23 protein-coding genes are annotated in these 24,994 nt (G+C 59.6%); 16 read left to right on the top strand and 7 right to left on the bottom strand.

Annotated features, from left to right (window positions below; translation table 11 throughout):
* Positions 1–25: 25 nt before the first annotated feature.
* Entirely contained in the window at positions 26–907 is an 882-nt protein-coding gene (locus tag GE107_RS18375; protein WP_219641451.1) for a hypothetical protein, read from the bottom strand.
* Positions 908–1,151: 244 nt separating this feature from the next.
* Here GE107_RS18375 and GE107_RS18370 point away from each other — a divergent pair, with 244 nt between their 5' ends.
* From GE107_RS18370 to GE107_RS18355, 4 genes are all read left to right on the top strand, one after another.
* Complete coding sequence (locus tag GE107_RS18370) at positions 1,152–1,658, top strand: hypothetical protein (protein ID WP_219641450.1); 507 nt, start codon at positions 1,152–1,154, stop codon at positions 1,656–1,658.
* 192 nt (positions 1,659–1,850) lie between these two features.
* Positions 1,851–2,291, top strand: coding sequence for an SRPBCC family protein (locus GE107_RS18365; protein ID WP_219641449.1), 441 nt, complete (start codon positions 1,851–1,853; stop codon positions 2,289–2,291).
* Between the two features lie 4 nt (positions 2,292–2,295).
* Positions 2,296–2,838 (top strand): EVE domain-containing protein, encoded by a 543-nt coding sequence (locus tag GE107_RS18360; protein WP_219641506.1) that lies wholly within the window; start codon positions 2,296–2,298, stop codon positions 2,836–2,838.
* Positions 2,744–3,190: a MarR family winged helix-turn-helix transcriptional regulator gene (locus tag GE107_RS18355; protein ID WP_219641448.1), complete on the top strand. Its 447-nt coding sequence runs from the start codon at positions 2,744–2,746 to the stop codon at positions 3,188–3,190. Before GE107_RS18360 ends, GE107_RS18355 begins: the two co-directional genes overlap by 95 nt.
* A gap of 141 nt (positions 3,191–3,331) precedes the next feature.
* On the opposite strand, the gene odhB is transcribed toward GE107_RS18355, so the two are convergent.
* Both odhB and GE107_RS18345 read right to left on the bottom strand, forming a co-directional pair.
* A complete protein-coding gene (gene odhB / locus GE107_RS18350; protein WP_219641447.1) occupies positions 3,332–4,654 on the bottom strand; it encodes a 2-oxoglutarate dehydrogenase complex dihydrolipoyllysine-residue succinyltransferase in 1,323 nt (440 codons plus the stop codon).
* Entirely contained in the window at positions 4,647–7,559 is a 2,913-nt protein-coding gene (locus GE107_RS18345; RefSeq protein ID WP_219641446.1) for a 2-oxoglutarate dehydrogenase E1 component, read from the bottom strand. The genes odhB and GE107_RS18345 overlap by 8 nt, the downstream gene beginning before the upstream one ends.
* A 110-nt stretch (positions 7,560–7,669) precedes the next feature.
* Here GE107_RS18345 and GE107_RS18340 point away from each other — a divergent pair, with 110 nt between their 5' ends.
* The 3 genes from GE107_RS18340 (at position 7,670) to GE107_RS18330 (ending at position 10,662) form a co-directional block, all read left to right on the top strand.
* Positions 7,670–7,894, top strand: coding sequence for a hypothetical protein (locus GE107_RS18340; RefSeq protein WP_219641445.1), 225 nt, complete (start codon positions 7,670–7,672; stop codon positions 7,892–7,894).
* Between the two features lie 406 nt (positions 7,895–8,300).
* Positions 8,301–9,518 carry a lysophospholipid transporter LplT gene (gene lplT / locus GE107_RS18335; RefSeq protein WP_219641444.1) on the top strand — a complete coding sequence of 406 codons (1,218 nt, stop codon included), beginning with the start codon at positions 8,301–8,303 and terminating at the stop codon, positions 9,516–9,518.
* 472 nt (positions 9,519–9,990) lie between these two features.
* Positions 9,991–10,662 carry a DUF559 domain-containing protein gene (locus GE107_RS18330; RefSeq protein ID WP_219641443.1) on the top strand — a complete coding sequence of 224 codons (672 nt, stop codon included), beginning with the start codon at positions 9,991–9,993 and terminating at the stop codon, positions 10,660–10,662.
* 870 nt (positions 10,663–11,532) lie between these two features.
* Here GE107_RS18330 and GE107_RS18325 read toward each other — a convergent pair.
* Genes GE107_RS18325 through GE107_RS18315 form a run of 3 tightly spaced genes read right to left on the bottom strand, consistent with a single transcriptional unit; the run spans position 11,533 to position 15,010 of the window.
* Positions 11,533–13,089, bottom strand: coding sequence for a DUF3369 domain-containing protein (locus GE107_RS18325; protein ID WP_219641442.1), 1,557 nt, complete (start codon positions 13,087–13,089; stop codon positions 11,533–11,535).
* Between the two features lie 4 nt (positions 13,090–13,093).
* On the bottom strand, positions 13,094–14,608 hold the full coding sequence (locus GE107_RS27245; RefSeq protein ID WP_219641441.1) for a HAMP domain-containing sensor histidine kinase: 1,515 nt from the start codon (positions 14,606–14,608) through the stop codon (positions 13,094–13,096).
* A 24-nt stretch (positions 14,609–14,632) separates the two neighbouring features.
* Positions 14,633–15,010, bottom strand: a complete 378-nt coding sequence (locus tag GE107_RS18315; protein ID WP_219641440.1) for a hypothetical protein — start codon at positions 15,008–15,010, stop codon at positions 14,633–14,635.
* A gap of 209 nt (positions 15,011–15,219) precedes the next feature.
* Here GE107_RS18315 and GE107_RS18310 point away from each other — a divergent pair, with 209 nt between their 5' ends.
* The gene (locus GE107_RS18310) at positions 15,220–15,507 is read left to right on the top strand and encodes a late competence development ComFB family protein (RefSeq protein WP_219641439.1); all 288 of its coding nucleotides are present in this window, start codon (positions 15,220–15,222) and stop codon (positions 15,505–15,507) included.
* A gap of 135 nt (positions 15,508–15,642) precedes the next feature.
* Positions 15,643–16,884 (top strand): flagellar filament capping protein FliD, encoded by a 1,242-nt coding sequence (fliD, locus tag GE107_RS18305; protein WP_219641438.1) that lies wholly within the window; start codon positions 15,643–15,645, stop codon positions 16,882–16,884.
* A gap of 166 nt (positions 16,885–17,050) precedes the next feature.
* Here the strand turns inward: fliD and GE107_RS18300 are convergent, their stop codons facing one another.
* Complete coding sequence (locus GE107_RS18300) at positions 17,051–17,755, bottom strand: Crp/Fnr family transcriptional regulator (protein ID WP_219641437.1); 705 nt, start codon at positions 17,753–17,755, stop codon at positions 17,051–17,053.
* Positions 17,756–17,982: 227 nt separating this feature from the next.
* Between GE107_RS18300 and GE107_RS18295 the strand changes: the two genes are divergently transcribed.
* The 7 genes from GE107_RS18295 to GE107_RS18265 all read left to right on the top strand — a co-directional run bounded on the left by GE107_RS18295 (position 17,983) and on the right by GE107_RS18265 (position 24,905).
* Positions 17,983–18,852 carry a DUF72 domain-containing protein gene (locus GE107_RS18295; RefSeq protein ID WP_219641436.1) on the top strand — a complete coding sequence of 290 codons (870 nt, stop codon included), beginning with the start codon at positions 17,983–17,985 and terminating at the stop codon, positions 18,850–18,852.
* A gap of 14 nt (positions 18,853–18,866) precedes the next feature.
* Entirely contained in the window at positions 18,867–20,435 is a 1,569-nt protein-coding gene (locus GE107_RS18290) for an NAD(P)H-hydrate dehydratase (RefSeq protein ID WP_219641435.1), read from the top strand.
* 113 nt (positions 20,436–20,548) lie between these two features.
* On the top strand, positions 20,549–22,534 hold the full coding sequence (locus GE107_RS18285; RefSeq protein ID WP_219641434.1) for an ATP-binding protein: 1,986 nt from the start codon (positions 20,549–20,551) through the stop codon (positions 22,532–22,534).
* A 7-nt stretch (positions 22,535–22,541) separates the two neighbouring features.
* Entirely contained in the window at positions 22,542–23,210 is a 669-nt protein-coding gene (trhA, locus tag GE107_RS18280; protein WP_255570613.1) for a PAQR family membrane homeostasis protein TrhA, read from the top strand.
* A gap of 15 nt (positions 23,211–23,225) precedes the next feature.
* Positions 23,226–24,188 (top strand): metallophosphoesterase family protein, encoded by a 963-nt coding sequence (locus tag GE107_RS18275; protein ID WP_219641433.1) that lies wholly within the window; start codon positions 23,226–23,228, stop codon positions 24,186–24,188.
* Positions 24,189–24,568: 380 nt separating this feature from the next.
* Positions 24,569–24,715, top strand: a complete 147-nt coding sequence (locus GE107_RS18270; RefSeq protein ID WP_219641432.1) for a hypothetical protein — start codon at positions 24,569–24,571, stop codon at positions 24,713–24,715.
* Between the two features lie 19 nt (positions 24,716–24,734).
* Positions 24,735–24,905 carry a hypothetical protein gene (locus tag GE107_RS18265; protein ID WP_219641431.1) on the top strand — a complete coding sequence of 57 codons (171 nt, stop codon included), beginning with the start codon at positions 24,735–24,737 and terminating at the stop codon, positions 24,903–24,905.
* Positions 24,906–24,994 lie beyond the last annotated feature (89 nt).

Genomic DNA, 24,994 nt, shown 5'->3' with positions numbered 1-24,994 from the left:
CGGGGCCGCCCGTTCCGTCCGGCGCTTAGCGGTGCCAGCCGCGCCCGTTCTCTTGGGGTTTGATTTCTTCCGTCGGCTTGCCCGTCAAATCGATCCGGTCCGGCGATGTGCGATTCGCGTCCGTGAAGTCGATTCGGAGACCCAAGACGAGGTCGTGCGTCTTGCCTCCGGCGTCCGTGCCCGAGACGCGGATTTCCGCGGTTTGCCGCTCCAGCACGTTGTCCGGCGTAATATCGGCGTCCAGGTTCACGGCTTCGACCCGGATGTCTTCAGTCAATTCCGGAAGCTTGACGTCCGGGTGATCCGCGCCGGCCGGCTTGCCGAAATCATGGTCGGCCGCTCCCGAAGCAAGCAGCATCACGGCGGCGTTCAAGGCGGCGGGAATTTGGCTTCCTGTCAAATGGAGCGAGGCGTGCTTGCCGCCGTCCGATTCGCTTTTCACCGCCGCGAGCTCCCGCATATGGCCGGCAAGCAGGTCGATCGCTTGCTCCACCGCTTTCGGCGGCTCGTGTCCGCCGGCTTTCCACTTTGCTTCCTCTTGCGGATCATCCGTCTTCAACACTTTGTACACGTCGCTGTCTCCGTCCTTCACGATCACTTTCCCGTCCTGCCGATACACGTCCATGGAACGCGTCGTCGTACCGTCCGCGAAAGTCGCGGCCACGCTCTGGGCATCCGCGTCTTCGTTCCATTTCACGTTCGCATTGCCCTTCAGCAGCGCCGTTCCGTTGTCGGTGACGGTGAGCTCCGCTTGGGCCGTCAAGCTCGTTTGCGCATGCGTGTTTTTGAGCGCAGATTTGTACGCTTCGTACCCGGACGTATTCGCCATCGCGGATAATCCGCCGACCGTCAGCATCGCCGCGCCGAGCGTCAAGCCAGCCCCCGCCATCCACCATTTCTTGTTCATCGTAATCCTCCATTGCTTCGTTTTTTTGGAAAGCTTTCCTATCTCATCGTATCCCCCGGCTCTAAAAGACCTCTAAACCAAATCTTAAAAAAGTATAAAAGCCGCGGAATGACGGGTAATCGGGCGGAAATCAGACTTTGGTCCAGGTCTTTCCTTGGCTCAGGCTGGTAGTCAATCCAGGACCTCTGCTGTAAGATGATGGCATGAAGAAGATGGGTTTGCGATGATAAGAGGAGGAGAAAAATTGAATACTCGTACGCTTATGGGAATCGGCCTCTTGGCGGTCGGAGGTCTCATGCTGTATTTCGGCCGGGGAGAGGCGATCGGGACGGGAACGATGATCGGCTATCTGTGGCCGAGCCTGTTCGTGATTCCGCTGGGGTTGTTTTTCCATTGGATGTATTTCTCCATGCTGGAGAGAAGGGGGGCGGGACTGCTGATCCCGGGAGGCGTCCTCGTCACGGCGGGGCTCGTGTGCCAGTTTGCCATGCTGACGGACGGCTGGGGGTACATGTGGCCGGGGTTCATTTTCGCGCCGGCGGTCGGGTTGTTCGAATTCTACTTCTTCGGCAACCGGAACAAATGGCTGCTCATCCCGATCAATATCCTGACCGTGCTGTCGGTGCTGTTCTTCTTGGTTTTCTCGATCGGCACGCTGATCAACCGTTTCACAGGGCAGCCGATCATGGCGATGCTGCTGATCCTGGTGGGGGTGATCCTGCTGGTCGGCTGGAAGCGGAAAGCGGTTTGAGGGGAATTCTTAAGCATGAAGAGGCATGACGGGGTTATCCCGTTGTGCCTCTTTGCTTGTGACGCCATTCACGGGCTCCCGTCCCTGTTTCTCCAGCATGCTGAGGCGCGTTAGTCTTGACAAATAATATGTGTAAATATAATCTAATAAACAGATAATATTAATGCATATTAAATGGAGGGCGATGCGGAAATGTGGGAATTCGAGCACACGGTGACGACGAAGGCGAAAGCGGCAACAATTTGGGCGCTTTACAGCGATATCTCGACTTGGACGGAATGGGATCGGGGAATCGAGGAAGCTTCGCTGGACGGGCCTTTCGCAGTGGGCACCCAAGGGTACTTGAAACCGGAAGGACAGGAGAGGCTTCCGTTCGAATTGACGGAAGTGGAACCGCTGCGAGGATTCTCGGATCTCACGCGGATCCCCGGCGCGGGGATCGAAATCCGGTTCTCCCATCGGCTGGAAGAGGGCCCCGCGGGGACGCAGGTGAAGCACAAAGTCACCATTTCCGGCCCGAATGCAGAGACGCTGGGGCCGGAAATCGGAGCCGGCATGGCCGAGGGGATCCCACATACGATCGAGGGACTTGCCGCGTTGGCGCTGAGAAAGGAGGGGCAGCTTGCCGGTTGAGTCGATGCGGTTGGATGAGAAAACCCGGTTTTGGATCGGCGTCGTGTCCGCCTCCCATGTGAGGCTCGGCGTGCAGGGCGGTTTCGCCCAGCTGTGCCATGGGAAGGCGGCGCCGCTGCGCAAGATGAATCGGGGCGATTGGCTGATTTACTACTCTCCCCGCACCGCCTTCGCGCAAGGGGAGCCTTTGCAGGCTTTCACCGCGATCGGGCAGGTGGAGGACGAGGCCGTCTATCCTTATCGGATGTCCGACGATTTTGTACCCTTCCGTCGCAACATTCGTTATACTCAGTGTAAGGAAACGAGGATCGGCGGCCTGCTGGACCGCCTGAGCTTCACGCGCGGCAATCGGAACTGGGGCTATCTGTTTCGGACGGGACATTTCGAGATCGGGCGGGAAGACTTCCTGACGATTGCGCGCTGCATGCTAAGCGAGTTGCCGGAGGAATCGAATGGATTCGGAATTCAAAGAAGCGAAGCAAAGCCCGGGTTTCTTGCTCTGGCAGGTGACGAACCTGTGGCAGAGAGAGATCAGGCGGGCCCTTGATCCGCTCGAGCTGACGCATCCCCAGTTCGTGCTGCTTTTCTCGACGAAGTGGCTCAACGAACGCGGGGGCGATGGGGGCGTGACGCAGGTGCAATTGGCGCAACACGCGAAGATGGACGTGAACGTGACCTCGCAGGTGCTGCGCACGCTCGAGAAGAAGGGATACATCAAGCGCAGCCCGCATCCCCGCGATACGAGGGCGAACGTGATTACCACGACCCCGGCCGGAAGCGAATTGGCTTCGCGGGCCGTCCAGGCCGTGGAAGCGGCGGACCGGTCGTTCTTCTCGGGCATCGGAGAAGGCAAGCGGGAATTCATGGGCGTGTTGCTTCAGCTTTCGCAAAGGCCATAAACGATCGGCTGACAAACGATAACGTTGCCTGAGCGTCTTATTTCCGCCTTCTGCTGGATCAAGTGGGCTTGTAGTGAAAATAAAACGGAAGGCCGGGTTCATGCGGAAACATGTCCGGCCTTCCGTTTTTGTTTTGGCTGCCTAACCCTCGAGCAGAAGGGTTTCCGGGTCTTCCAGCATTTCCTTCACCTTGACCAGGAACTGTACGGCTTCCGCGCCGTCCACGATGCGGTGGTCGTACGATAGAGCGATGTACATCATCGGCCGGTTGGCCATCCGCTCCTGGTCGATGGCGACGGGGCGGAGCTGGATTTTGTGCATGCCCAGAATGCCGACCTGGGGAGCGTTCAGGATGGGGGTCGACAGAAGCGAGCCGAATACGCCGCCGTTCGTGATGGTGAACGTGCCTCCCTGCAAATCGGAGAGCTCCAGCGAGTTGCTGCGGGCTTTGGCCGCCAGCTGTCCGATCGTCCGCTCTATTTCGGCGAAGCTGAGGCGGTCGGCGTCTCGGACGACGGGGACGACGAGCCCTTCCTTCGCCGCGACGGCGATGCCGATGTCGTAATATTGCTTGGTGACGATGTCCTCGCCGTCGATCTCCGCGTTCAGAAGCGGGAAAGCCTTGAGCGCGCCGACAACCGCCTTCGTGAAGAAGGACATGAAGCCGAGATTCACCTCGTACTTATCCTGGAACGACTGCTTGCGGCGTTTGCGGACATCGAGGATGGCCGTCATGTCCACTTCGTTGAACGTCGTCAGCATCGCGGCGGTGCGCTGCGCTTCGACGAGGCGCCTGGCGATCGTGGCCCGCCGGCGGGACATGCGCTGACGCTGCTCCGGCTTGCCCGGGGCAGCGGGGAGGCCAACCGCCGCGGAAGGCAGCGCCTGCGGCGGCGGCGTTCGCCCGGCGGGAGCCGGCTGGGCGGCGCCCGCCGAGGAGCGGACGTCGGCCGGGTAGACGCGGCCGAGCGGATCGCGGGCATCGACCCGGTTCAGGTCGATGCCTCTCTCCCGCGCCAGCTTGCGGGCGGCCGGCGAAGCGGACGGTCCCGCCGCAGCATCGCCGGAGGGCGGCGCGTCGATCCGGGCGGCCTGCGTATCCGCCGCAGAAGCCGCCGGTGTTGCCGGGACCGGCGCCTCCGTGGCGGGTGCCGCTGAAGCCGGGCGTTCCGTTGCCGCAACAGGGGCCGAAGGCACCGCCGCGGCGGACGCCGTCCCGACGCCCTCCCGCGCGGAGCCGAGGACGGCAACCACTTCCCCGATCTGCACGGTATCGCCTTCCTGCCGGAGGATCTGTTGCACGAACCCGCTCTGCTCCGCGCTGATCTCCAGGTTCACCTTGTCCGTTTCCAGCTCCAGCAGGAGGTCGCCTTCCTTGACTTCATCGCCGGCCCTGACGGCCCATTTGGAGATGGTGCCCTCGGTAATCGATTCGCCCATGGCCGGCACTTTGACCTCAAACATCCCCGTTCCCTCCCGTCGTCTGAGCAGCGCGCGATTTCGGCGGCGTGAGCGCCTGCGACACGATGAGCTGCTGCTCGAAGCTGTGTACTTGCTGAAAACCGCTGGCCGGACTCGCGCGCTCCGGCCTCCCGATATACCGGACGGCAGCGGCGGCCGGCGTCAACGTGCGGATGCGGGACTCCATGTAGCCCCAGGACCCCATGTTCTGGGGCTCTTCCTGCACCCAGCAAATCTCTTTCACGTTCGGAAACCGCGTGAGCCTCGACGCGATTTCCTCGGCCGGAAACGGATAGAGCTGCTCGATCCGAAGAATATGCAGCCAGTCCTTCGTGTCCTCCGGATCCGCGGCCGTTTTCTCGAGTGCCTCGGCGAGGTCGATCGCGATTTTGCCCGTGCACAGGACGAGCCGCTCCACCCGGTCCGGCCGTTCGCCCAGGCCGGGCTGCTCCAGCACCTTGCGGAAGGTGCCGCCGGTCAGCTCCGACGCGGGCGAGGCCACACGGGGATTGCGGATGAGGCTCTTGGGCGCCATCAGCACGAGCGGCCGTGCGGCTTCGGTTCCGCAGATGGCCGCCTGGCAGCGCAGCAGGTGAAAATATTGGGCGGCGCTGCTCAGGTAGGCCACCGTCCAGTTTCCTTCCGCGGACAGCTGCAGGAACCTCTCGAGCCGGGCGCTCGAGTGCTCGGGGCCCTGTCCTTCGTAGCCGTGCGGCAACAGCAGCGTTAAGCTGGAGCGCTGCGCCCATTTGGAATAACCCGCCGAAATGAACTGGTCGATCAGCACCTGCGCGGCGTTGGCGAAGTCCCCGTACTGCGCCTCCCAAATGACCATCGTGTCGGGCGCGTACACGTTATACCCGTACTCGAATCCGAGTACGCCGGCTTCGGACAGCGGACTGTTGTGGATCGCGAAGGAAGCTTTCGCCTCCGGCAGCAGGTGCAGCGGGCAGAACGATTCGCCCGTCGCGTAGTCGTGCAGCACGAGGTTGCGGTGGGCGAAGGTCGCCCGTTCCGCGTCCTGGCCGCTCAGCCGGATCGGCCGCCCGTCCGCCAGAATGGCGGCGAACGCCAGCGTCTCCGCATGGCCCCAGTCCACGAACTCGCCCTCATCCAAGGCATTCGCCCGGCGTTCCAAAATCCGCTGCAGCTTCGGATACATTCGGAACCCTTCCGGCCTCTTGAGCAGGCCTTCATTGAGGCGGCGAAGCATCCCCGGGTCGACGGCGGTTTCGATTTCCGGTTCCGGCTTGAAACCCGCAACCGGCTGCGTTTGATGAACGGGATCCCGGTGCTCTTGCCGTTTCACCTGCTCGTAGGCTTCCCGGAGGCGGCTTATCTCGTCCTGCTTCATCCGCTCCACGTCGTCGGCGGTTACTGCGCCTTCGCGGACCAGCTTGTCGGCATACAGGGAGGCGACGGTCGGGTGGGCGTTCACTTTGCGGTAGATAAGCGGCTGCGTCGTTTCCGGGTCGTCCGTTTCGTTATGGCCGTACCGCCGGTAGCCGACCAGGTCGATCAGGAAATCCTTGTGGAACCGGGTACGGTAGGCGGCAGCCAACCGCGCGGCTGCGATGCATCCTTCCGGGTCGTCCGCGTTAACGTGAACGATCGGGATTTCGAAGCCTTTGGCCGGATCGCTCGCATAATGGGTCGAACGGGCATCGAAGGTGCCCGTGGTGAAGCCGATCCGGTTGTTCACGATGACATGGATCGTTCCGCCGGTCGAATATCCGCGCAAATCGCTCAGGTTCAGCGTCTCCGCCACGATGCCTTCTCCGGGGAATGCGGCGTCCCCATGTAGGACGATGGCGGCGGCCGCATCCACGTTGCGGACGGGGGCTCCCTTCCGGCTTCGGTCTTCCTGGGCGGCACGCGCGAAACCCGCGACGACCGGGGCGACGAACTCCAGGTGGCTCGGATTGTTCGCCAGCGTCAGTCGGGTTTCGGCCGTCTCGCCGGACGGAATGAACCGGTTCGCGCCCAGGTGATATTTGACGTCGCCTGTCCACCCGTAATTGATGCCGATGGAGCCTTCAGACGGAATAAGGGTTTTATTGGGGGAATGATGGAATTCCGAAAAAATGTTGCCGTACGGCTTGCCCAGCACGTGAGCCAGCACGTTCAACCGTCCGCGGTGGGCCATTCCCATCAGGATGTGGCGCGCCCCGTCGTTCGTCAGCTCGTGCACGATTTCTTCCGCCATCGCGACCAGCACGTCGACGCCCTCCACGGAAAACCTTTTTTGGCCGACGAACGTCCGCTGCAGGAACTCCTCGAACTGTTCCGCCGCGACGATCCGGGCCAGCAGCGCCCGCCGCTCCTCCGGGCCGAGCGAAGCCGACGGGATTTCCGCTTCCGCTTGCCGGTTGAGCCATTCCCGTTCTTGCTCGTCATGGACGTGGCTGAATTCGTAGGCGATGGTGCCCGAATAGGCCTCCCGAAGCTTGCGGATCGCTTCCCACCCGTTCTCCAGGGGATATGGAGCATCCCGCCAAACCCATTCCGCCGGAAGCGCTGCGAGATCGGCTTTGCTCAGGCCGTACGTTTCGGGCTCCAGCATCCGGGTTTCCGCTTTCTTGCCGATATCGAGCGGATCGATGTCCGCGATCAAGTGGCCGTATGAGCGGATGTTCCAGACGAGTTTACCCGCCGAGATCGCTTTCCGGATGAGATTCGGATCCCCGGTGACGGAAGCGGTCAGCGGTTCCGCCGCGGCCGGCTGCCCAACACCGGTCTCCGCCTCGGGAAGCACCGGCGCTCCCAGTCGCGAGAAGAGCTCCCGGTAATGCGGGCTCACGGCTTCGGGATCGCGCGCGTAACGCTCGTATTGTTCCTGAATGTAGCCCAGGTTCGGGCCGTAAAACTGCCTCCAACGGTCCTGAAGGCGTTCTTCGTTCGTAGACATTCGGCACCTCTTCGCGTTCTGTTGGTCGAGCGGGCTAATCCGTATGATTGCCAAACCTTGGTGGAAAGATAACGGAAAAATGAGATGACGGAGAAGGAGCGTGCGAGCGAGTGACACCCCGTTACATTACGATGAAAGGACCGAGAGCCCGGAACGGGCAGCCGGAATGGGATTCCGACGTCAACGAAGACAGCGGGAGGGAGATGCTGCTGGACCGGTCGTTCGACGATTGGGTCGCGGGCCGGATCGAGGATCAGACGGAGCGTCAGGAAGCCATCACTCAGGCCCCGCACGAAAATGCATTCGAGGCGGCGGAGCGTTTGGACGATGAGTAAGGCGTTCGCAATCGCATCAAGATCAATCGACATCGATGGCGATCAAAAACACATGCCCGCGCCGCATGTGTTTTTGATATGATTCAGCTTTTGCATATTTCACGCCTATTTATTTCCGAATGATCTTCGATAAAGACGACATTCTCTGATCTTGGAGGACGGCGAATTCGTTTTTACTTGGTGATTCAGAAAGTATAAATCCGCCATCCCTTGCTGAATCACCTTCGATAAAACGTCTATCGGTCCGTAAAGGACGGCGCAGCCGTTTTACTTGTCGCCGATCCTTATCCTGGTCAAATCATCCCCGCAGCAGGGTGAGATGAGTTATAATACGGAAGTCGGCCCGGGCGGGATTTCTTGCAGAATTCCAAGATGAACGGGCGTTTATGGGGGGGAAAGAACGCAAATGTCCGGAAGGAAATGGCTGTCGCCCATCAACGCGGTCGTTTGGACCCAGTTTTTGAGCGCTTTCGCGGATAATCTGAATTTTTTCTTGATCGTAGGGATGGTGAACCGGGCGGGGGGAGCGAATCCGGACGGCACCGTCGCGTACATCCAGATCGCGTTCCTGTTGGCTTACGTGGTTCTGGCGCCGGTCGTCGGAGCGTTCGCGGATAAGAAATCGAAATCCCGGGTGCTGCTCATCGGCAATTTGCTGAAAGGAACCGGTATCGCGCTGCTGCTCTTCGGCTTGCCGCCGGCAATTTGCTATGTGTTCGTCGGCATAGGAGCGGTCGTGTATTCTCCGGCCAAGTACGGTATTCTCTCGGAGCTGACGAACAGCGAAAGCGAGCTGCTGAAGGCGAACGCCAAAATCGAGGGCACGACGATCCTGGCGATCCTGCTCGGCACGGTGGTCGGCGGCATCCTCGCGCAAAATTCCGATTTGCCGGCGATTCTCACCTGTTTAGGGATCTATGCGCTGTCGCTGATGCTGACGTTCGCCGTTCCCGTACGCGGCGGCAACCCGTCGATCCGCTACGGAGAATCGGCCAAGCAATTCCTGCGGGACACCGCCGCGCTGTTCCGGCTGCGCCGGGCCCGGTTCTCGCTGATCGGAACGGCGTCGTTCTGGCTCACCGCATCCGTGCTGCGCATCGCGCTCGTGGCGTGGCTGCCGGTCAATTTGGGGATCACGGATACGCGGGACCAGTCGCTCATTATCGGCGTGACGGCCGTCGGCGTCGTGGTCAGCGCGCTGCTGACTCCGGTTCTGGTGCCGGCGGGCAAGCTGCACCGGGCGTACTACTACGGCATTTTCATGGTTCTGTGCGTCATGGTCGCGAGTTTGGTGCCCAGCCTTTGGTTTACCGTTAGTCTGCTGTTCGTTATCGGGATTCTGGGGGGCATCTTCCTCATCCCTCTGAACACGATGCTGCAGGAGGAAGGCAGAGACGCCATCGGCTCCGGCAAAACGATTGCCGTCCAGAACTTCACGGAACAGGCGCTGACGGTTTTCGGCCTGACGATTTACCTGGCGATGAGCGAAGCGAAAGTCCCGATCAACCTATCGGTCATCGGTATCGGCATCGTGCTTCTGCTGTTCATTCTGTACCTGGCCACCCAGATCGGCCGGGTACAGGCGGCAGCAAGGCGCGGGGAAGCGGGTGCCCGGTTCGGCTAGACTCGCGTTGCCGCGGGAAGAAACGGAATTCCAGCCCGGCTCGCTTCACACTACCGATGAGAAAATACCGATTTTCAGCTCGGCTCGCCTCACACTACCGATGAGAAGAACCAGGTTCCAGTCCGGCTCGCCTCATACTTCAGATGAGAAGAACCAGGTTCCAGTCCGGCTCGCCTCATACTTCAGATGAGAAGAACCAGATTCCAGTCCGGCTCGCCTCATACTACCGATGAGAAGAACCAGATTTCCGGGACGGCTAACCACGCGCTGCCAACCCGGTGAAGCGGATTTCCACGATGGGATCTCATGAAAAGCTAGTCAGGCCTTAGCTTTTGGATTATTATGTGAACTAGTGACGAAGAACGTCCCTACTTGCTCTCAAGAGCGATAGGGGCGTTTTGTGTTTTTTTCACCTTTGCGGCAGGGGATAGCTTCTTCTTACGTCACAAATTTCGAACAAGGAGGATTCGCGATGAATTTCGAAGAAGCTCACAACACTTGGATTCAGGACCATTTGGAGAAGAGGAAGGGAGAAAGGCGGGGAAGGTTGGAAAGGGGACACCGCCATGCGGAAACCTTGTTTGCCCGGAATGTATGGTGGGAATTGTTCGGCCATTTTGACCATCTGCATCCCGAGTACGAGGTTCCCGATTGGCGCGGGAGATCCTATTTCGCCGACTTTGCGTGGGTGACGCCTTTCGTGAAACTCATCATCGAGATCAAGGGTTATGCGACGCATGTGAGGGACATGGATCGCACGAAATACAGCCAGGAGTTGAATCGGGAAACGTTCCTTACGGCGATGGGTTATACGGTGATATCCTTCTCCTACGACGACGTGGAGCAGCGGCCGGAAGTTTGCGTCGCGCTTCTGCGTATGGTGATGAGCCGGTTTCAGTCCAATCCCTCGCCGGTTTCCCGTGCTGTCATGGCGGAGAAGGAGTTGATCCGGCTGGCGATCCGGTTGATCCATCCTATCCGGCCCAGGGATGTCGTGGAGCATTTCGAATTGGATGTCAAAACAGCCATCTCCATGCTTCAGAAACTATGCGCAAAAGGATGGCTCCGCCCGGTCACGAGGGAAAGAGGGGAGCGGATCGTCCGTTACGAGCTGGTCAAGGGTGTGCACGAGTGTTTAGATTAGTGGGAAAATTGCCCACTAATTCTCGCTGTTTTTGGTCTTTGGGACCAATTAGATGGAAAACCTCCCATTAATATCGCCGGAATGGCCCATTTCGCGGGCAACAGGCGGAATTTATGGGAGGTTTTCCAACTAAATCTGCATATTGCAGATTTATTCGCTATTAGTGGGAGGTTTTCCTACTATTTTGCGAGGAACGCGTTAAGCGAGAAGAGGGTCACGATGGTTTGAGGAGAGCGGGGGAGGCGATCTCCCGTCGGCGTCCTGCTCTCGCGCATGGAGTGAACGGCAGTCGCACGCGACATCGCTCACCACGCGAACAACCATCGTACTAGGCATACCCGTCGCACCAGCACACACCAGCACGCACCAGCACACACCAGCACACACCAGCACACACCAGCACACCCCAGCACACACCCGCACACACCCGCACGCACCCGCACACACCAGCACCCCAGCACACACCAGCACACCCCAGCACACACCCGCACGCACCCGCACACACCAGCACCCCAGCACACACCAGCACACACCAGCGCGCACCAGCACACACCAGCACACGCCGAGCGCACCAGCACACACCAGCACACCCCAGCACACCCCAGCACACACCCGCACACACCAGCACACCCCAGCACACACCCGCACACACCAGCGCGCACCAGCGCGCACCAGCACACACCAGCACACACCAGCACACACCAGCACGCACCAGCACGCACCAGCACGCACCAGCACGCACCAGCGCGCACCAGCACGCACTAGCACATGCCGAGCGCACCCAATATACACCCGTAACCGGCTAAAAGCGGTTTTATCCCCGCACACCCCAGCTCAGAGGCAGCGCTCGTGAACCCCCTTGCCCCGACGTCAGAACGGGTCGCAATGCTGCTCGCGGATTTTCAATATCGCGGGCAAATTCTCGAAGAAAAGGTCGACCAGCTTGGGGTCGAAATGCTGTCCGCGCTCCTGGCGGAAATGCTCGAGAATATCCTCGAGCGGCCAGGCCGTCTTGTACACCCGGTCGCTGCCCAGCGCGTCGAAGACATCCGCGATCGCCGTAATCCGGCCGTAAATGTGGATGTCCTCACCCGCCAGCCCGTTCGGGTACCCGGTGCCGTTATATTTCTCGTGGTGCTGGTAAGCGATGATCGCCGCGGTTTTGATGATTTCGCGGTTCGAGTGGTTCAGCATCGCATAGCCGTAGTTCGCATGCTCCTTGATCAGTTCGAATTCCTCGCGCGTAAGTTTGCCCGGCTTGTTCAGCACCGCGTCCGGAATCGCGACCTTGCCGACGTCGTGCATGGAGGAAGCGAGCCGCACCAGCTCGGCCTCTTCCTCCGGCAGCCCGTACTTCAGCGCCAGCAGCTTCGAATATTCCGCCACGCGCTTGACGTGGTTGCCGGTTTCCCGGGAGCGGGTCTCCGCGATTTCGCCCAGCGTGAAAATGATCTCCTTCTGCGTCGTCTCGACTTCTTCGTTCAAGTACAAATTTTCGAAAGCGACCGATACGTTGGAGCAATAGATTTCGATCAAATACCGGTTCCATTCGGTGAGCGATTTCTGTCCTTCGAAATAGATGACGTTTTCCCGCCCGGTCTTGCTCTCGAAATAACAGGTGAAATGGTCGCCGTCAAACTCGCCTTGCTTGTCCCGGAAAGCCTTCTCGATGCAGTGGAGCACGTGCGGCGGTACGACGTTTTCGACCCGGTCGTTATCGCTGAGCTCGTAGTCCCCCGTGGCCGCCAAGACATAAATTTTCTCTTGCCCCTTCGCGACGGCGAAGCTGTTGCAATGGAGCGCGTTCTTATGCAAATTGAGGATTGAGGTCAGCTGCGTCAGCACGCCGGAGGCGAATTTCTTCATCGATTTCAGCTCGAACAGATCGGCGGACGATTTGATGATTTGCTCCAGCCCGACCTTGTTGTTCTCGATCACCATGATATCCCGGTAAGAACGCAGCGCCGCCATGATCGTCGTGAACAGCTTCTGCGTGGTCAGCTCGGTTTTTTCCTTGTAGTCGTTAATGTCGTAATCCGTGATGACGACCTTCTCCGGGGCTTGCCCCGGCTGTCCCGTCCGAAGGATGATCCGTACCGCCTGGTTTTTCAGCTCTTCCCGGATGTATCTCACGAGCTTCAGGCCCGAATCGTCCTGGTCCATCACCACGTCGAGCAGAACGATGGCGGCGTCGGGATGGTCCCGCAGAACCTGCCGCGCTTCCTCCTCCGAGTAAGCGCTCTGAAACTCGAGGCGTTGGCCGTCGAATTCGAAGTCCGAGAGCACCATCCGCGTCAGGTGATGAACCTCCAGCTCGTCGTCTACGATAATGACCTTCCAATGTTCCTTCCCATGGCCCGCCTCGACCCCTGGGACCTCGTCTTCGTCTGCAAAGGTCAGGAATTCCTCTTGCTGCTCGCTAGCCATTCTGTCATCCCTCATTCATCGGTATTTGAATAATAAAGGCCGTGCCGGCACCCGGCTCGCTCTCGCACTTGATCGTCCCCCCGAGCGACTGCGTGACCAGGTTGTAGACGATGTGCATGCCGAGGCCGGTTCCTCCTCCACCGCGGTTCGTGGTGAAGAACGGATCGAATATTTTCTCCACGACCTCCGGAGGCATTCCCTTGCCGTTATCGGAATAGCGGATCGTCAGCCATTCGCCGCCAGCCGCCGTAATCTCGACCGCCATCTTGCCCTCGGTGTCCGCCCCGAACGCATGGATCAGGGAGTTCATGATCAAATTGGTGATGATTTGCGAGACGGCTCCGGGGTCGCTCAGAATTTCCACGCCGTCAGGGCCGAGCAGTTCCACGTGATGCTTCGTCTTCTTCAACTGCGGATGCAGGCTCACCAAGACTTCCTGTATGTATTCCTTGACATGGAACTTCCGTTTGATCTCTACCGAACGGTCGACCGCGACCTGTTTGAAGCTCTTCACCAGCTCGGAAGCGCGGGTGAGGTTGGTCTGGATCATCCCCGTCGTCTCGCGGACCGCCTTCAAGTAGTCTTCCAAATCGGAACGCTTCATCGTCTGCGATTGGTAGAGCGATTCGAACGCTTTGGACTTCTCGGCCATGTAGGAGGCAGCGGTGACGCCGATGCCGAGCGGGGTGTTGATTTCGTGGGATACGCCGGCGACGAGATTGCCGAGCGCCACCATTTTCTCCGATTCGACCAGCTGCTTCTGCGCTTTCTTGATCGTATCCAACGCTTGCTGAAGTTCATTGTAACGGTTTTCCTGATCGAGCACCATCTCGTTGAAGGCTACGGCCACTTCGTTGATTTCCTGGCTGGCCATGAGCGGGATCGAGCGGTATGGCTCTCCTTTCTTGACGGACAAGGCGGCTTCACGGATCGTGAGGAGCGGGCGGATCAGCAGTTTCCGGATGATGAAATGCAGCGTGACGAGCAGCAGCAGGGTCATCATGAAGCCGACGACGGTAATGAGCAGCGTGCGCTGGTTGATCAGCGCTTCGCTCTCGGAGGTGTTCAGCAAGAGCTCGATGGCCCCGATGATCACCCCATCCTCCTTGAGGGGAGCGGTGAGCCGGTCCTGCGGCATTCCGTCCTCGCCGCGGAACTGCTCGACGAGCGTACGCTGCGAATGCAGCATTTCGATGATTCCGGGCGGCGACGGTTCTCCGATCCGATCCCGGTTGGTGGAGGCGAGGATTTCCTTGGGGCCGTAAAGGGTCAGCTCCAGCACGTTGGCGTTTTTGTACTGAATGTAATCGAAAATCTGTTGGACGTCTTCCATGTTATGGGACTCTTCGTAGCGGCCGTTAATCGCGGTCGTCATGCCGTCCAATTGGCTGATGTAGGTTTCCTGAACGGACCTCTGCAGGCTGTAGGAGTCGAACCATACGATCACGGACATCAAGAGGATGGTTACGGAGCTGACCAAGATAAGGATGCGGGTTTGCAGGCTGAGTTTGCGGGACACGACGGGTCTCCTCTATGCGATAGGTTATCGGATTTCGAATTCGATCGTTTTCGTGACGTCGTAGGGCGTATGGTCGTTGTTGTGCAGAGAGACTTTAAGGACGTGGCGGCCGGGCTTCAAATCTTCAAATTCCTTATGTCCGGCCTTGACCCCGATTTTCTCGCCGTCGTCCAAATACATGTGGATGTGGCCCTCGCCTTCTTTGCGGCCTTGACCGTAATGCTCCGGAGAAATATGCATGTCCGTGATCACGTCCACGATCAGCTTCGAGCCCTCCACCTTCCACTTCACGTCCATGGTAGGCTTATACTTCGTGTGTACGGCGTGTTCCTTTTTATCGCCGCAAGCCGCCAGCGCCAGGCAGCATATGATGCCTAAGATGATGATTCGCCAAGCTTTCATTTTCACACCCCATGTTCGTTCCCCGTGATAGAAATAGCTACGGTATCATTCGACATCTGGTTTGAGAAATCCTTTCTTTTTGGGGAGCGGAATGAGGCAGATTGCGGAATCGTCGAACGGCGTTATTTGCCTCGGATCTTTTTTCCGCTTCGACAAGATGGTAAAGTGACAACTAGGGGGACGGACATCAAATCGCGAGGAGTGTTCCGATGAATCTGAAGAAAGAATTATCCGTGATAAACGCGATGGAGCCCATCGTCATTCAACTATTCGAGGAGCAGTATTTGAAGGAACGGACACTCGCCTGCGGATGCGACAAATGCCAGCTGGATATCCTGCTGCTCACCCTGAACCAGCTGCCGCCCCGCTATACGTCGAGCCAGGCCGGCGAAGCATATATCAAAGCCCTCTATCTCAATCCGCAACTTCAATCCGATATCTTGAAAGTGCTGACCCAATCCGTCAAAGTGATTGAAGACAACCCGAGCCATCCCTGAATTCGTCCCTCGGGGTTCGAACTCGGAACCCGACTGATTTGGAAACAATAGGTTTGAATAACGATCCGGCAGATGGTACATTGACAGTAAATGGTTCTCGAAGCCAGTTCCCTGACATCCGGAAAGGTGGAGGACATGATGCTGTCTGCCGGCAGTTCCGTCAGGAAAATTTTCGCGGCCAGTTACGTCCATAATCAACTCTACTATCAACCGTCCAACCGTTATGATTCCGGAGGACCGCGTTCTTATCTGTCATCGGAGCCTGTGAGCCAATATTACCGGGCTGCGGCGTCGGGTATCGTCTCCATCCTGAAAGCCGCGAAGGAACTGAAAAGCGCTTCGCTAAACGTCCTGAAGCCGGATACGTCCGCGTTCAACTCGAGAACGGCGGTATCGTCCGATCAGGCGTCGGTCTTGGCGAAGGCTTCCGCGGGAGCAGCCTTCGAATCCTATCGCGTCCGCGTGGATCAAGCGGCGGCTTCCCAGGTGAACAGCGGTTCGTTCCTGGCCAAATCCGCGCTGACGTCGGTCCGGAGCGGCACGAACGCGTTCACGATTACGAGCGGCGGCATAACGACGAGCGTCTCGGCGTTTATTTACGGCAACGACACGAATGAGCAGGCGCTGACCAAGCTCAGGGACGCCGTCAACGAAGCGAAGTCCGGCGTCACCGCCAGCATCGTGACCGATGCCAAGACGGGCGGCAAAAAGCTGGAACTGGCGAGCAGCCAAACCGGCGCGAAAAACGCCTTCAGCATCGCGGACGTTACCGGCAACGCGGTCGCGGCGACGGGGATCGGCAACGTGAAAACGATGGCTGCCGACGCGATCTATTCGGTGGATGGGGGAACGGCCGTCACCTCGTCTTCGAACGTGATCGACTTGGAGGAAGGCAAGGCGACCGCCACGCTGCTGAAGCCGACCTCCGATGACGCGGAAATCCAAGTGAAACCGGACGAAGCCGGGGTACTGAAGCAAGTGAAGCAGCTGATCTCGGACTACAACGAGACGCTTGGACGAGTCCGGGAAGCGGGCTCCTACTTGAACGATTCGGTCAAACGCAGCCTGGAGAACGCGGCGAACGGTTACGGATCCGTTGGCATCGCGAAGCAAGCGGACGGCACGCTGAAGTTGGACGAAACGAAGTTCAAGGCGAGCCTGAGCGCGCAGTTCGAGAACACCCGGCGCGCGGTATCCGGACCGGATGGACTCGCGGTCAATCTGTCCAAGGCGGCGGACCGATTGGAGAACATGCCGCCCCATGCCATGCTGAACCCGAGAGTTCGGGCGATGCAATCCTACGCCGCCTATCAATCCTCGGCAGGACTGTATTTTCAGCTGCCGACAAGGGGGCTGCTATTCGACGGGACGTTCTGACTTGTCCGGACGACGAAATCCGCCTGCGAGAGTGCAGGCGGATTTTTCAGTGATTCGGAAAGTATTAAATTCGCTATCCTTTTCTGAATCACCACGATACAACGTTTATCCGTCCGATCAGGACGGCGTAGCCGTTTTACTTGCGTCGGCGGTTGGTTTCAAAGATTCAATGGTACGAATTGCCTTCGGCCAGCCTATGCAATTGCTGGAGATCATGGACGAGGATTTTGCCGCGCTTGCGTTCCAATAGGCCTTCGGAAGCCAGCTTCGTGATGATCCGGTTCAGATGGCGGTAACTGGTGCCGAGCAGCTCCGCGACTTCCGTCAGCTTGGGCGTCCGGATCTCATCCGCTTCTTCTCCGCCGCTTCCGCTTCCCGTAATGGAAACGAGATAGCTGGCGAAGCGGTTTTCGAGCGGATAGAGCATGTTCAGCGTCGAGGCGTTGGACATCGTCATCAGCTTGTTGCTTAAATGCCGGATGACGAATCGGAGGAAACGGGGGTCCTCCAGAGCCGTTTCCCTCATCACGTCCGCCGGAATCGCGATGACGATCGTCGTCCCGACGGATTCCACGCTGCAATTGGCCGGCTGCCCGTTCAGGAGCTCCAAGTCTCCGATCATGCTCAGCGGCCGGTAGAAGCGGATGAGAATCGATCTTCCGTTCGGAAGAAGCCTGGAGAGTTTGAGCTTGCCGGAGACGAGCAGCATGAGGTACGCCAAATCTTCGCCTGCCTGGCAGACGGGCTCGCCCTTGCCGTACGAGAACAGCTCCATGCGTTCCCTCGCCTTCTCGCTCAAAATGTCCTCGAGCCCGTACTGGTTCACCCAGCGGGACAGCGCCGCCGGATCGGACAGTTTCTTCATGGCCATCGGTTTCCTCTCGTCCGCGGAACATCCGTCGCTTCTCCACGGTTGCATTTTAGATCGATTATACTACAGTCCAAAGGACATCTGTCCCCTTGTTGGCGAGGGAAGAAGAAAAAGGCTTCCTTCCCCGGTCTTCGGTCCAAGCGCAGATGCGCAGGTCTTCTGCTGTTTTGCCAGGGTATGTTCGTGAAGGAATAGAGAAAACGGGATCGAAAACGGAGGTTCGCGTCATGATCCGAGTCGGGCTGGCAGGCTGGGGGGAGCATCACCGGCTGTATCCTGCGGGAACGAAACCGCAAGATAAGCTCAAGGAATACGGGAAGAGACTGTCTACGGTCGAAGTGGACAGTTCCTTCTATGCGCTGCAGCCTCCGGAACGGTTTCAAACCTGGGCGGACGATACGCCGCCCTCTTTCCGTTTCGTGGTGAAAGCGTACCAGGTGCTGACCGGCCACCGGCGGGGCATCTCCCCCGAAGGGAGCCTAGATGCGGCCTTCGAGGCGTTCCGGCGATCGCTTCAGCCGGTCCGGGAGGCGGGCAAGCTTGCGGCGGTGCTGTTCCAGTATCCCCCCTGGTTCGATTGCACGCAGGGCAACGTCCGGGTTCTGCGGGAAGCCAAGGAGCGCATGTCGGGCTTCCCTTGCGCGCTCGAATTCCGGCACCAAAGCTGGTTCGTGCCCGAGTACAGGGAGAAAACGTTGCGGTTCATGGAGCGGGAAGGGTGGATCCACAGCGTCTGCGACGAACCCCAGGCCGGCGCCTCGTCGGTGCCGACCGTTCTGCATGCGACGCATCCGGAGCTGACCGTCGTTCGGATGCACGGCCGCAACGAAGCGGGCTGGAATGCCGGCGGCGCGCCGAATTGGCGGGAAGTTCGCTATTTGTACCATTACAGCGAAGCGGAACTCGCGGAGTGGAAGGATCGGCTGGAGCGGCTGGCACGGCAGACGCGCGAGATCCACGTCATCTTCAACAACAACTCCGGGGGCCACGCGGCGGGCAACGCCGTGGACCTGATGCGGCTGCTGGGCCAGGAAGCCCCGCGGTTGGCGGATCCCGAGGCGTTGCCGGAGCAGCTCGATTTGTTCGATTTGCCTTAAAGGGGAGGATGAGGATGCTGCTCGTGACAGCCGAGGAAATGCGGGCGATCGACCGGTACGCCGTAGACGGGATCGGCATTCCGGCATTGGTGCTGATGGAGAACGCGGGGAGGGAAATCGCCGAGGAAATCGTTCGGCGCGAGTCGGCGGGCGCTTGGGGCCGGTGCCGCATTGCCGGTCGCAACGGCGCGCCCCGCTGGGTCGTGCTGGTCGGCAAAGGGAACAACGGCGGCGACGGCATCGTGTGCGCCAGGCATCTCGCGGAGCGGGGCATCGAGGTGCAGCTCCTCTACGCGATGCCGCCCGATAGCTGGGCTGGCGAGGCGGGCGTTCAGCGGGATATCGCCGCGAAGATGGGGCTGCCTTCTGCCGTCTACGGAGAGGGCGGCGGCTTCGATTGGCGGGCATGGGACGGCATCGTCGACGCGCTGCTTGGAACGGGAGCGTCGGGTGCCCCCAGGGAGCCCTACGCCTCCTTGATCAGGGAAGCAAACGCGAGCGGTCTGCCGATCGTGGCGGCGGACGTTCCGAGCGGATTGGACGCCGATACCGGCCAGGTCGCGAACCCCTGCATCCGGGCGAGCGTCACGGTGGCGCTGGCTCTCCTGAAGCGGGGACTGCTGCTGCATCCGGGCGCCGAAGCCGCGGGAGAGGTCGTCGTTCGGCCGATTGGCATCCCGGCTGCGGCCGTTCGGCAGCTGGAATTGAATACGTACGTGTTGGACGGCGATACGCTGCGGGAGAAGCTCGGCATTTCCCTGCCCCTGCGCAGAGACGCCGATACGCACAAGGGCACCTATGGCCACGTGCTGATCGCGGCCGGTTCCCGCGACATGAGCGGGGCCGGGCTGCTGTGCTCGCGTGCCGCCTTAAGGGCGGGCAGCGGACTCGTCACTTGGGCGGTGCCCGAAAGGCTGGCGATGCCGCTGGCCGGGCGCCTCCCGGAAGCTATGATCCGGGGGCTTCCCGATGGCGGAAGTGGGGAATGGCGGAGTACCCCCGCGGCTCAGGTCTCTGCGTTGGCGGAGGGCAAGCAGGCGGTCGTTGCCGGACCGGGAATGGGCCGGTGGACGGGCGACTCCGCCTGGCTGCGCGAGCTGTGGGAAAGCGCGTCGGCGCCGATCGTGCTCGACGCCGACGCTTTGAACATGCTGGCCGATGCCGGCGAATCATTCGCGGAGTGGCCGCGGAGAACGCGGCCTGCCGTGCTGACGCCGCATCCGGGCGAGATGGCCCGGCTGTGCGGCCTCACCGTGCGCGAGGTGCAGCGGGACCGTATCGGCTGCGCCCGCCGGTACGCGGAACTTCATGGCGTTACCATCGCGCTGAAAGGCGCCCGCACCGTGGTCGCGGGACCGGACGGGAGCGCGTACGTCAACACGACCGGCAATCCCGGCATGGCGACGGGCGGGTCGGGCGACGTGCTGGCCGGCGTTATCGGAGCTTTGCTTGCCCAAGGGCTTGACGCGGTGCAAGCGGCGGCCGCCGGCGTCTATTGGCACGGCGCGGCGGGAGACCGCGCTGCCGCCGCCCGGTTTACCTCCGCTTCCCTGATCGCAGGGGACATCGTCGATGCGCTGTAATGGAGCCGGAGTGCAGACGGCATGGCTGGACAAAGAGGAATTCCATGCCGGATATGGAATAGGTAAATAATGTCGAATAGCTATGAATGAAGTCCAACGAGGAGCGGGAGCGCTTGTCTAAAAGTAGCCGAGTCGCGGGTTGGATCGGGATTTTGCTGCTGGTTCTTTATGTCGGATGGGAATTCGGATTCCGGAGCGACTGGTTTGTCGGAAAGTCCGTCGGCAACGTTCTGCAGTCGCTAGGCTCCTTATGCGCCGCCGTCCTGCTCGTTCTTGCCTACCGGGATTCCGGCAGGGCGAAGCATTGGCTCCATTACGCCATCGGCGTCTGCTGCTATTTCGCGGCCCTGACCTACCAGACGGCCGCGTTGATCGCGACCGGCGAAGATCCGAATGCCTTCGGTCCCTCGGAGATCCTCTGGATGCTTCATTACGTTTTCTTCCTGATCGCGCTCTATTACCAGAACCGGAACGCGAGGAATCCCGCGTTTCCGTTTCTGTTCGATATCCTGCTGTTCACGACGGTATCCGTCACCCTGTGCTGGCAGCAATTCATAAGGCCGGCGCCGGCCGAATCCGATTTGACCGCGTCCATGACGGCCTTCCATTTGTTCTGCTCGTCGGTCAATCTCGTCGTGGTCATGTTTCTGTTTATTTTCGACCTGTCCAACGTATCCAAGGGGACGAGGAATTTGCTGCTCGTCGGTTTCTTGTTCAAGACGGCCGGCAATTCGTACTCCTGGTTTCTGGAAGAAAGAACCGACTGGCGGGAGCCCGGGGTGAACGTTCCCGATTTCTGCTGGTTTGCCGGCATGCTGTTGATCGGCTTCGCCGGGGCTTACGGCAGCCGCAAGCCGGGAGAACACGACTGGACCGGGGTGAAAATAGCAACGGGTCTGAGGCGGTACGTCCCGCTCGTGCTAGGCGGCTTGCTGCTCGTCCTGCTGCTCGCGGGATCCTCGCCTCAGACGCCCGTCGCCTTCGGTTGCCTGCTGGGCGTCGTGCTGTTGCTGGTTCGCTTGTTTATCGGGATACGCGAATCGGAGTCCGTGAATCAGGCCTTGCGGGAAACGGACGTGATTTACCAAAATTGGGCGCAGAACGCGCTGGTAGGCGTATTTATCGAGCAGGACGGAAAGCTGGAGTACGTCAACCGGTATTGCGAGGAGATTTTCGGCTATGCGCGGGGAGAGATGGCAGGGCGATCGATCTTGAACCACATCGCCTACTCGGATATTCCCCGGTTTCTGTCGGAAATCGACCAGCTGGGGGAGAGTATTCCGACGGCCCGGTTCGGCGTGACGGGGCTTAAGCGCAACCGGGAAACCCTGTACCTGGAAATGCAGCTGGCCAACGCGGTATTCGAGGGCAAACCCGCGCTGTCGGGCACGCTCCTCGACATTACCGAGAGAAAGATGTCCGAACAATATTTGATCCGGTCCGAGAAGCTCTCCGTCATCGGCCAGCTGGCGGCGGGCGTCGCGCACGAAATACGGAACCCGCTTACCGCGCTCAAAGGCTTTACGCAGCTGCTGCACCAGAATTCGGACGACAACCGCAAGTACTACGAGATCATGCTGACCGAGCTGGAAAGAATCAATTACATCGTGGGCGAATTCATGCTGCTTTCCAAGCCGCACAACCGCCAGCAGCTCAAGGAACACGACATCCACCGCATTTTGACGAGCATCATTCCCATTTTGGAATCCCAGGCGATTCTGCACAACGTCATCATCCGCGTCGAATCGGCCGAGGATCTGCCCAAAGTCAAATGCGACGAGAACCAGATCAAGCAGGTGCTGATCAACCTGATGAAAAACGCGATCGAAGCGATGCCCGGCGGAGGGACGATGTCGGTGCGGTACGAAACAGACGTTTCGAAGCGGGAATTGATCCTGTATATTGAAGATGAAGGGGTCGGCATGCCCCCGGAGCTGCTTGAACGGTTGGGCGAGCCCTTCCTGACGACGAAGGAGAAGGGGACCGGTCTCGGACTCATGGTTAGCTACAAAATCATCCAGGCCCACCAAGGGTCGCTCTCCGTCAGCAGCCGGCCGGGGCAAGGGACGACCGTGAAGCTCGTCCTTCCGGCCCGATAATCCATGCATGCGCAGCAGAAAAGAGGCGATCCCGCATATGGACACGTACGTCTATACGAAGAGGGAAGAAGCTGCCAACGCCATCACCCACGGCATCGGAACGGCGCTCAGCATCGCGGGGCTGGTGCTGCTCATCGTTTTCTCCGCCTGGAAAGGAACGGCTTGGCATGTCGTCAGCTTCACGGTATACGGAGTCACGATGGTGTTGCTCTATACCGCGTCCACGCTGGTCCACGCCTTTCCGGAAGGCAAAGTAAAGGACCTGTTCGAAACGTTCGACCACTCCTGCATTTATTTGTTCATCGCCGGCACGTACACGCCCCTCTTGCTAACCGCGCTGCGGAGCCCGCTCGGATGGTCGTTGTTCGGAACCGTATGGGGGCTGGCGGCGTGCGGCGTCGTTTTCAAAGCGTTTTTCACGAAAAAGTTCCTGGTGCTCTCCACGCTTTTCTACGTGGCGATGGGCTGGCTTATCGTCTTCGCCTGGAAGCCGCTGCAGGCGCTGCTGCACCCCGGGGGCGTCAGGCTTCTCGTCATCGGCGGGCTTCTGTATACGTTCGGGGCGGTTTTCTACGTATGGAGGGGATTTCCGTACCATCACGCAGTATGGCACTTGTTCGTGGTCGGGGGATCGATGTGCCATTATTTCGCGATCCTGCTTTATTTGCTGCCTTAACGAGGGAGGAATGGGATGGACCGGACGCTGCGGTTCCGAGAGGACGGGACGTTCACGATCGTGCAATTCACCGACCTGCATTGGCAGAACGGAGAACCGAAGGATTTGCGCACGCGCGATCTGATGGAGAAGGTCTTGCGGGCGGAGAAGCCGGACCTGATCGTGTTTACGGGAGATATCCTTTACAGTCCGAACTGCAAGGATCCGCGGCGGTCGATGCGCGATGTTCTGTCCGTCGCGGCGAACAGCGGCATTCCCTGGGCCGCGGTGTTCGGGAACCATGATGCCGAGCGGGGGGCGACGCGCCGAGAGCTGATGGCCGTCATGCGGGAGCTCCCGGGATGTATGGCGGAGCCGGGGCCTGCGGAGGTCCACGGGGTCGGCAACTATCGGATCCGGTTGAACGACGGCAGCGGGCGGACGGTAGCGGCTTTGTTTTTTCTCGATTCGGGGGACCGCTCCGAAATTCCCGCGATTCCGGGTTACGACTGGATCCGTACGAGCCAGATCGATTGGTACTTGGATCAAGCCGAGGAACTGGCAAAGACGAACGGCGGAGCGGGAGTGCCTTCGCTGGCTTTCTTCCATATCCCCCTTCCGGAGTACGCGGAGGCATGGCGGACGCGGGTGTGCTACGGTCGTCGGTATGAGCCGGTATCGAGCCCGAAGGTCAATTCCGGTTTCTTCGCGGCCATGTCCTCCAGAGGCTCCGTGCTGGGGACGTTTTGCGGCCATGACCATATTAACGACTATGGAGGCAACCTGCTGGGAACGTGGCTGTATTATGGACGGTCAAGCGGGTATCAGGCGTACGGGAGATGGGGCTTCTCCCGAGGCGCGCGCGTCATCCGGCTCGCGGCGGGGAAACGGAGCTTCAAGACTTGGATCCGGCTGCACAACGGGAAAACCGTCCATCGCCCTCCCGTCCACAGGCCGTGGCTGCACTGGCTGCTGGAACGGGTGAGGAAATGGTTGTAAGGTTTCGCATCCGGGGGACATAACAAAAAATCAGCGCCGTCGCGGCTGCCCTTGTGGCGGCAATGCGATCGGCGCTGTTCTGCTTTGTCGTTCGGCTTGATTTGCGTTTGCGGTTTGCGGGTCCATTCCTGCCGTAGGATGCCGGGTTGGATTCCGCCGGCCCGTTCCCATTTGAGCCGTGCTTTGCGTGTTTTGGTTCTGGACATGGGAAGCACCTCCACACCCACTATATCCCATGGATTTCCGGTCCGCAACCGACTTTTCGATTCGAAATGGCGCGGATGCCGGGAGATTGCTCCCGATACGAATCGTAAAGCATCGATAAAATCTGCCGCGGAGGGGATGCTAGTGTTTAGCAACCAGTCGTGGAGGGATGATTCGTGGCATACACCTGTCAAGATTGCGGACGGGAATCGGAAACGGCACATACGGTCACCATCTACGACGCCACGGGTGTCGAAGACAGACTGGACGTGTTGTGTCCGGAATGTTACGAGGAGTGGCTCTTGTCGATCAAGCACGGCTAACGAAGGGAGAGCGGCATTCATGAGCAACAGCATCGACGCGATCCGCGCGGATCACCAGAACTTCCTGGACGATACGGAAGACGAGGTCAAAGCCGTTCCCTCCAGCACGCAAGGCGGAGAAGCGGTGGAGGCGATGGTCGCCCACATCAACAAATACGACGAGCCTGAAGAGAAGGAAGATCGGCAATAAGCTTTAACGAATGCACAGCCGGCCGAATGGCCGGTTTTTTCGGCGATTCAGAAAGTATAAAATCTGCAATACTTTTGTGAATTACTTCG

The organism is Cohnella sp. CFH 77786, assembly GCF_019400745.1.
GTDB lineage: Bacteria > Bacillota > Bacilli > Paenibacillales > Paenibacillaceae > Cohnella.
The sequence above is the reverse complement of the archived record's forward strand: the minus strand, read 5'-3'. Positions and strand labels throughout refer to the sequence as shown.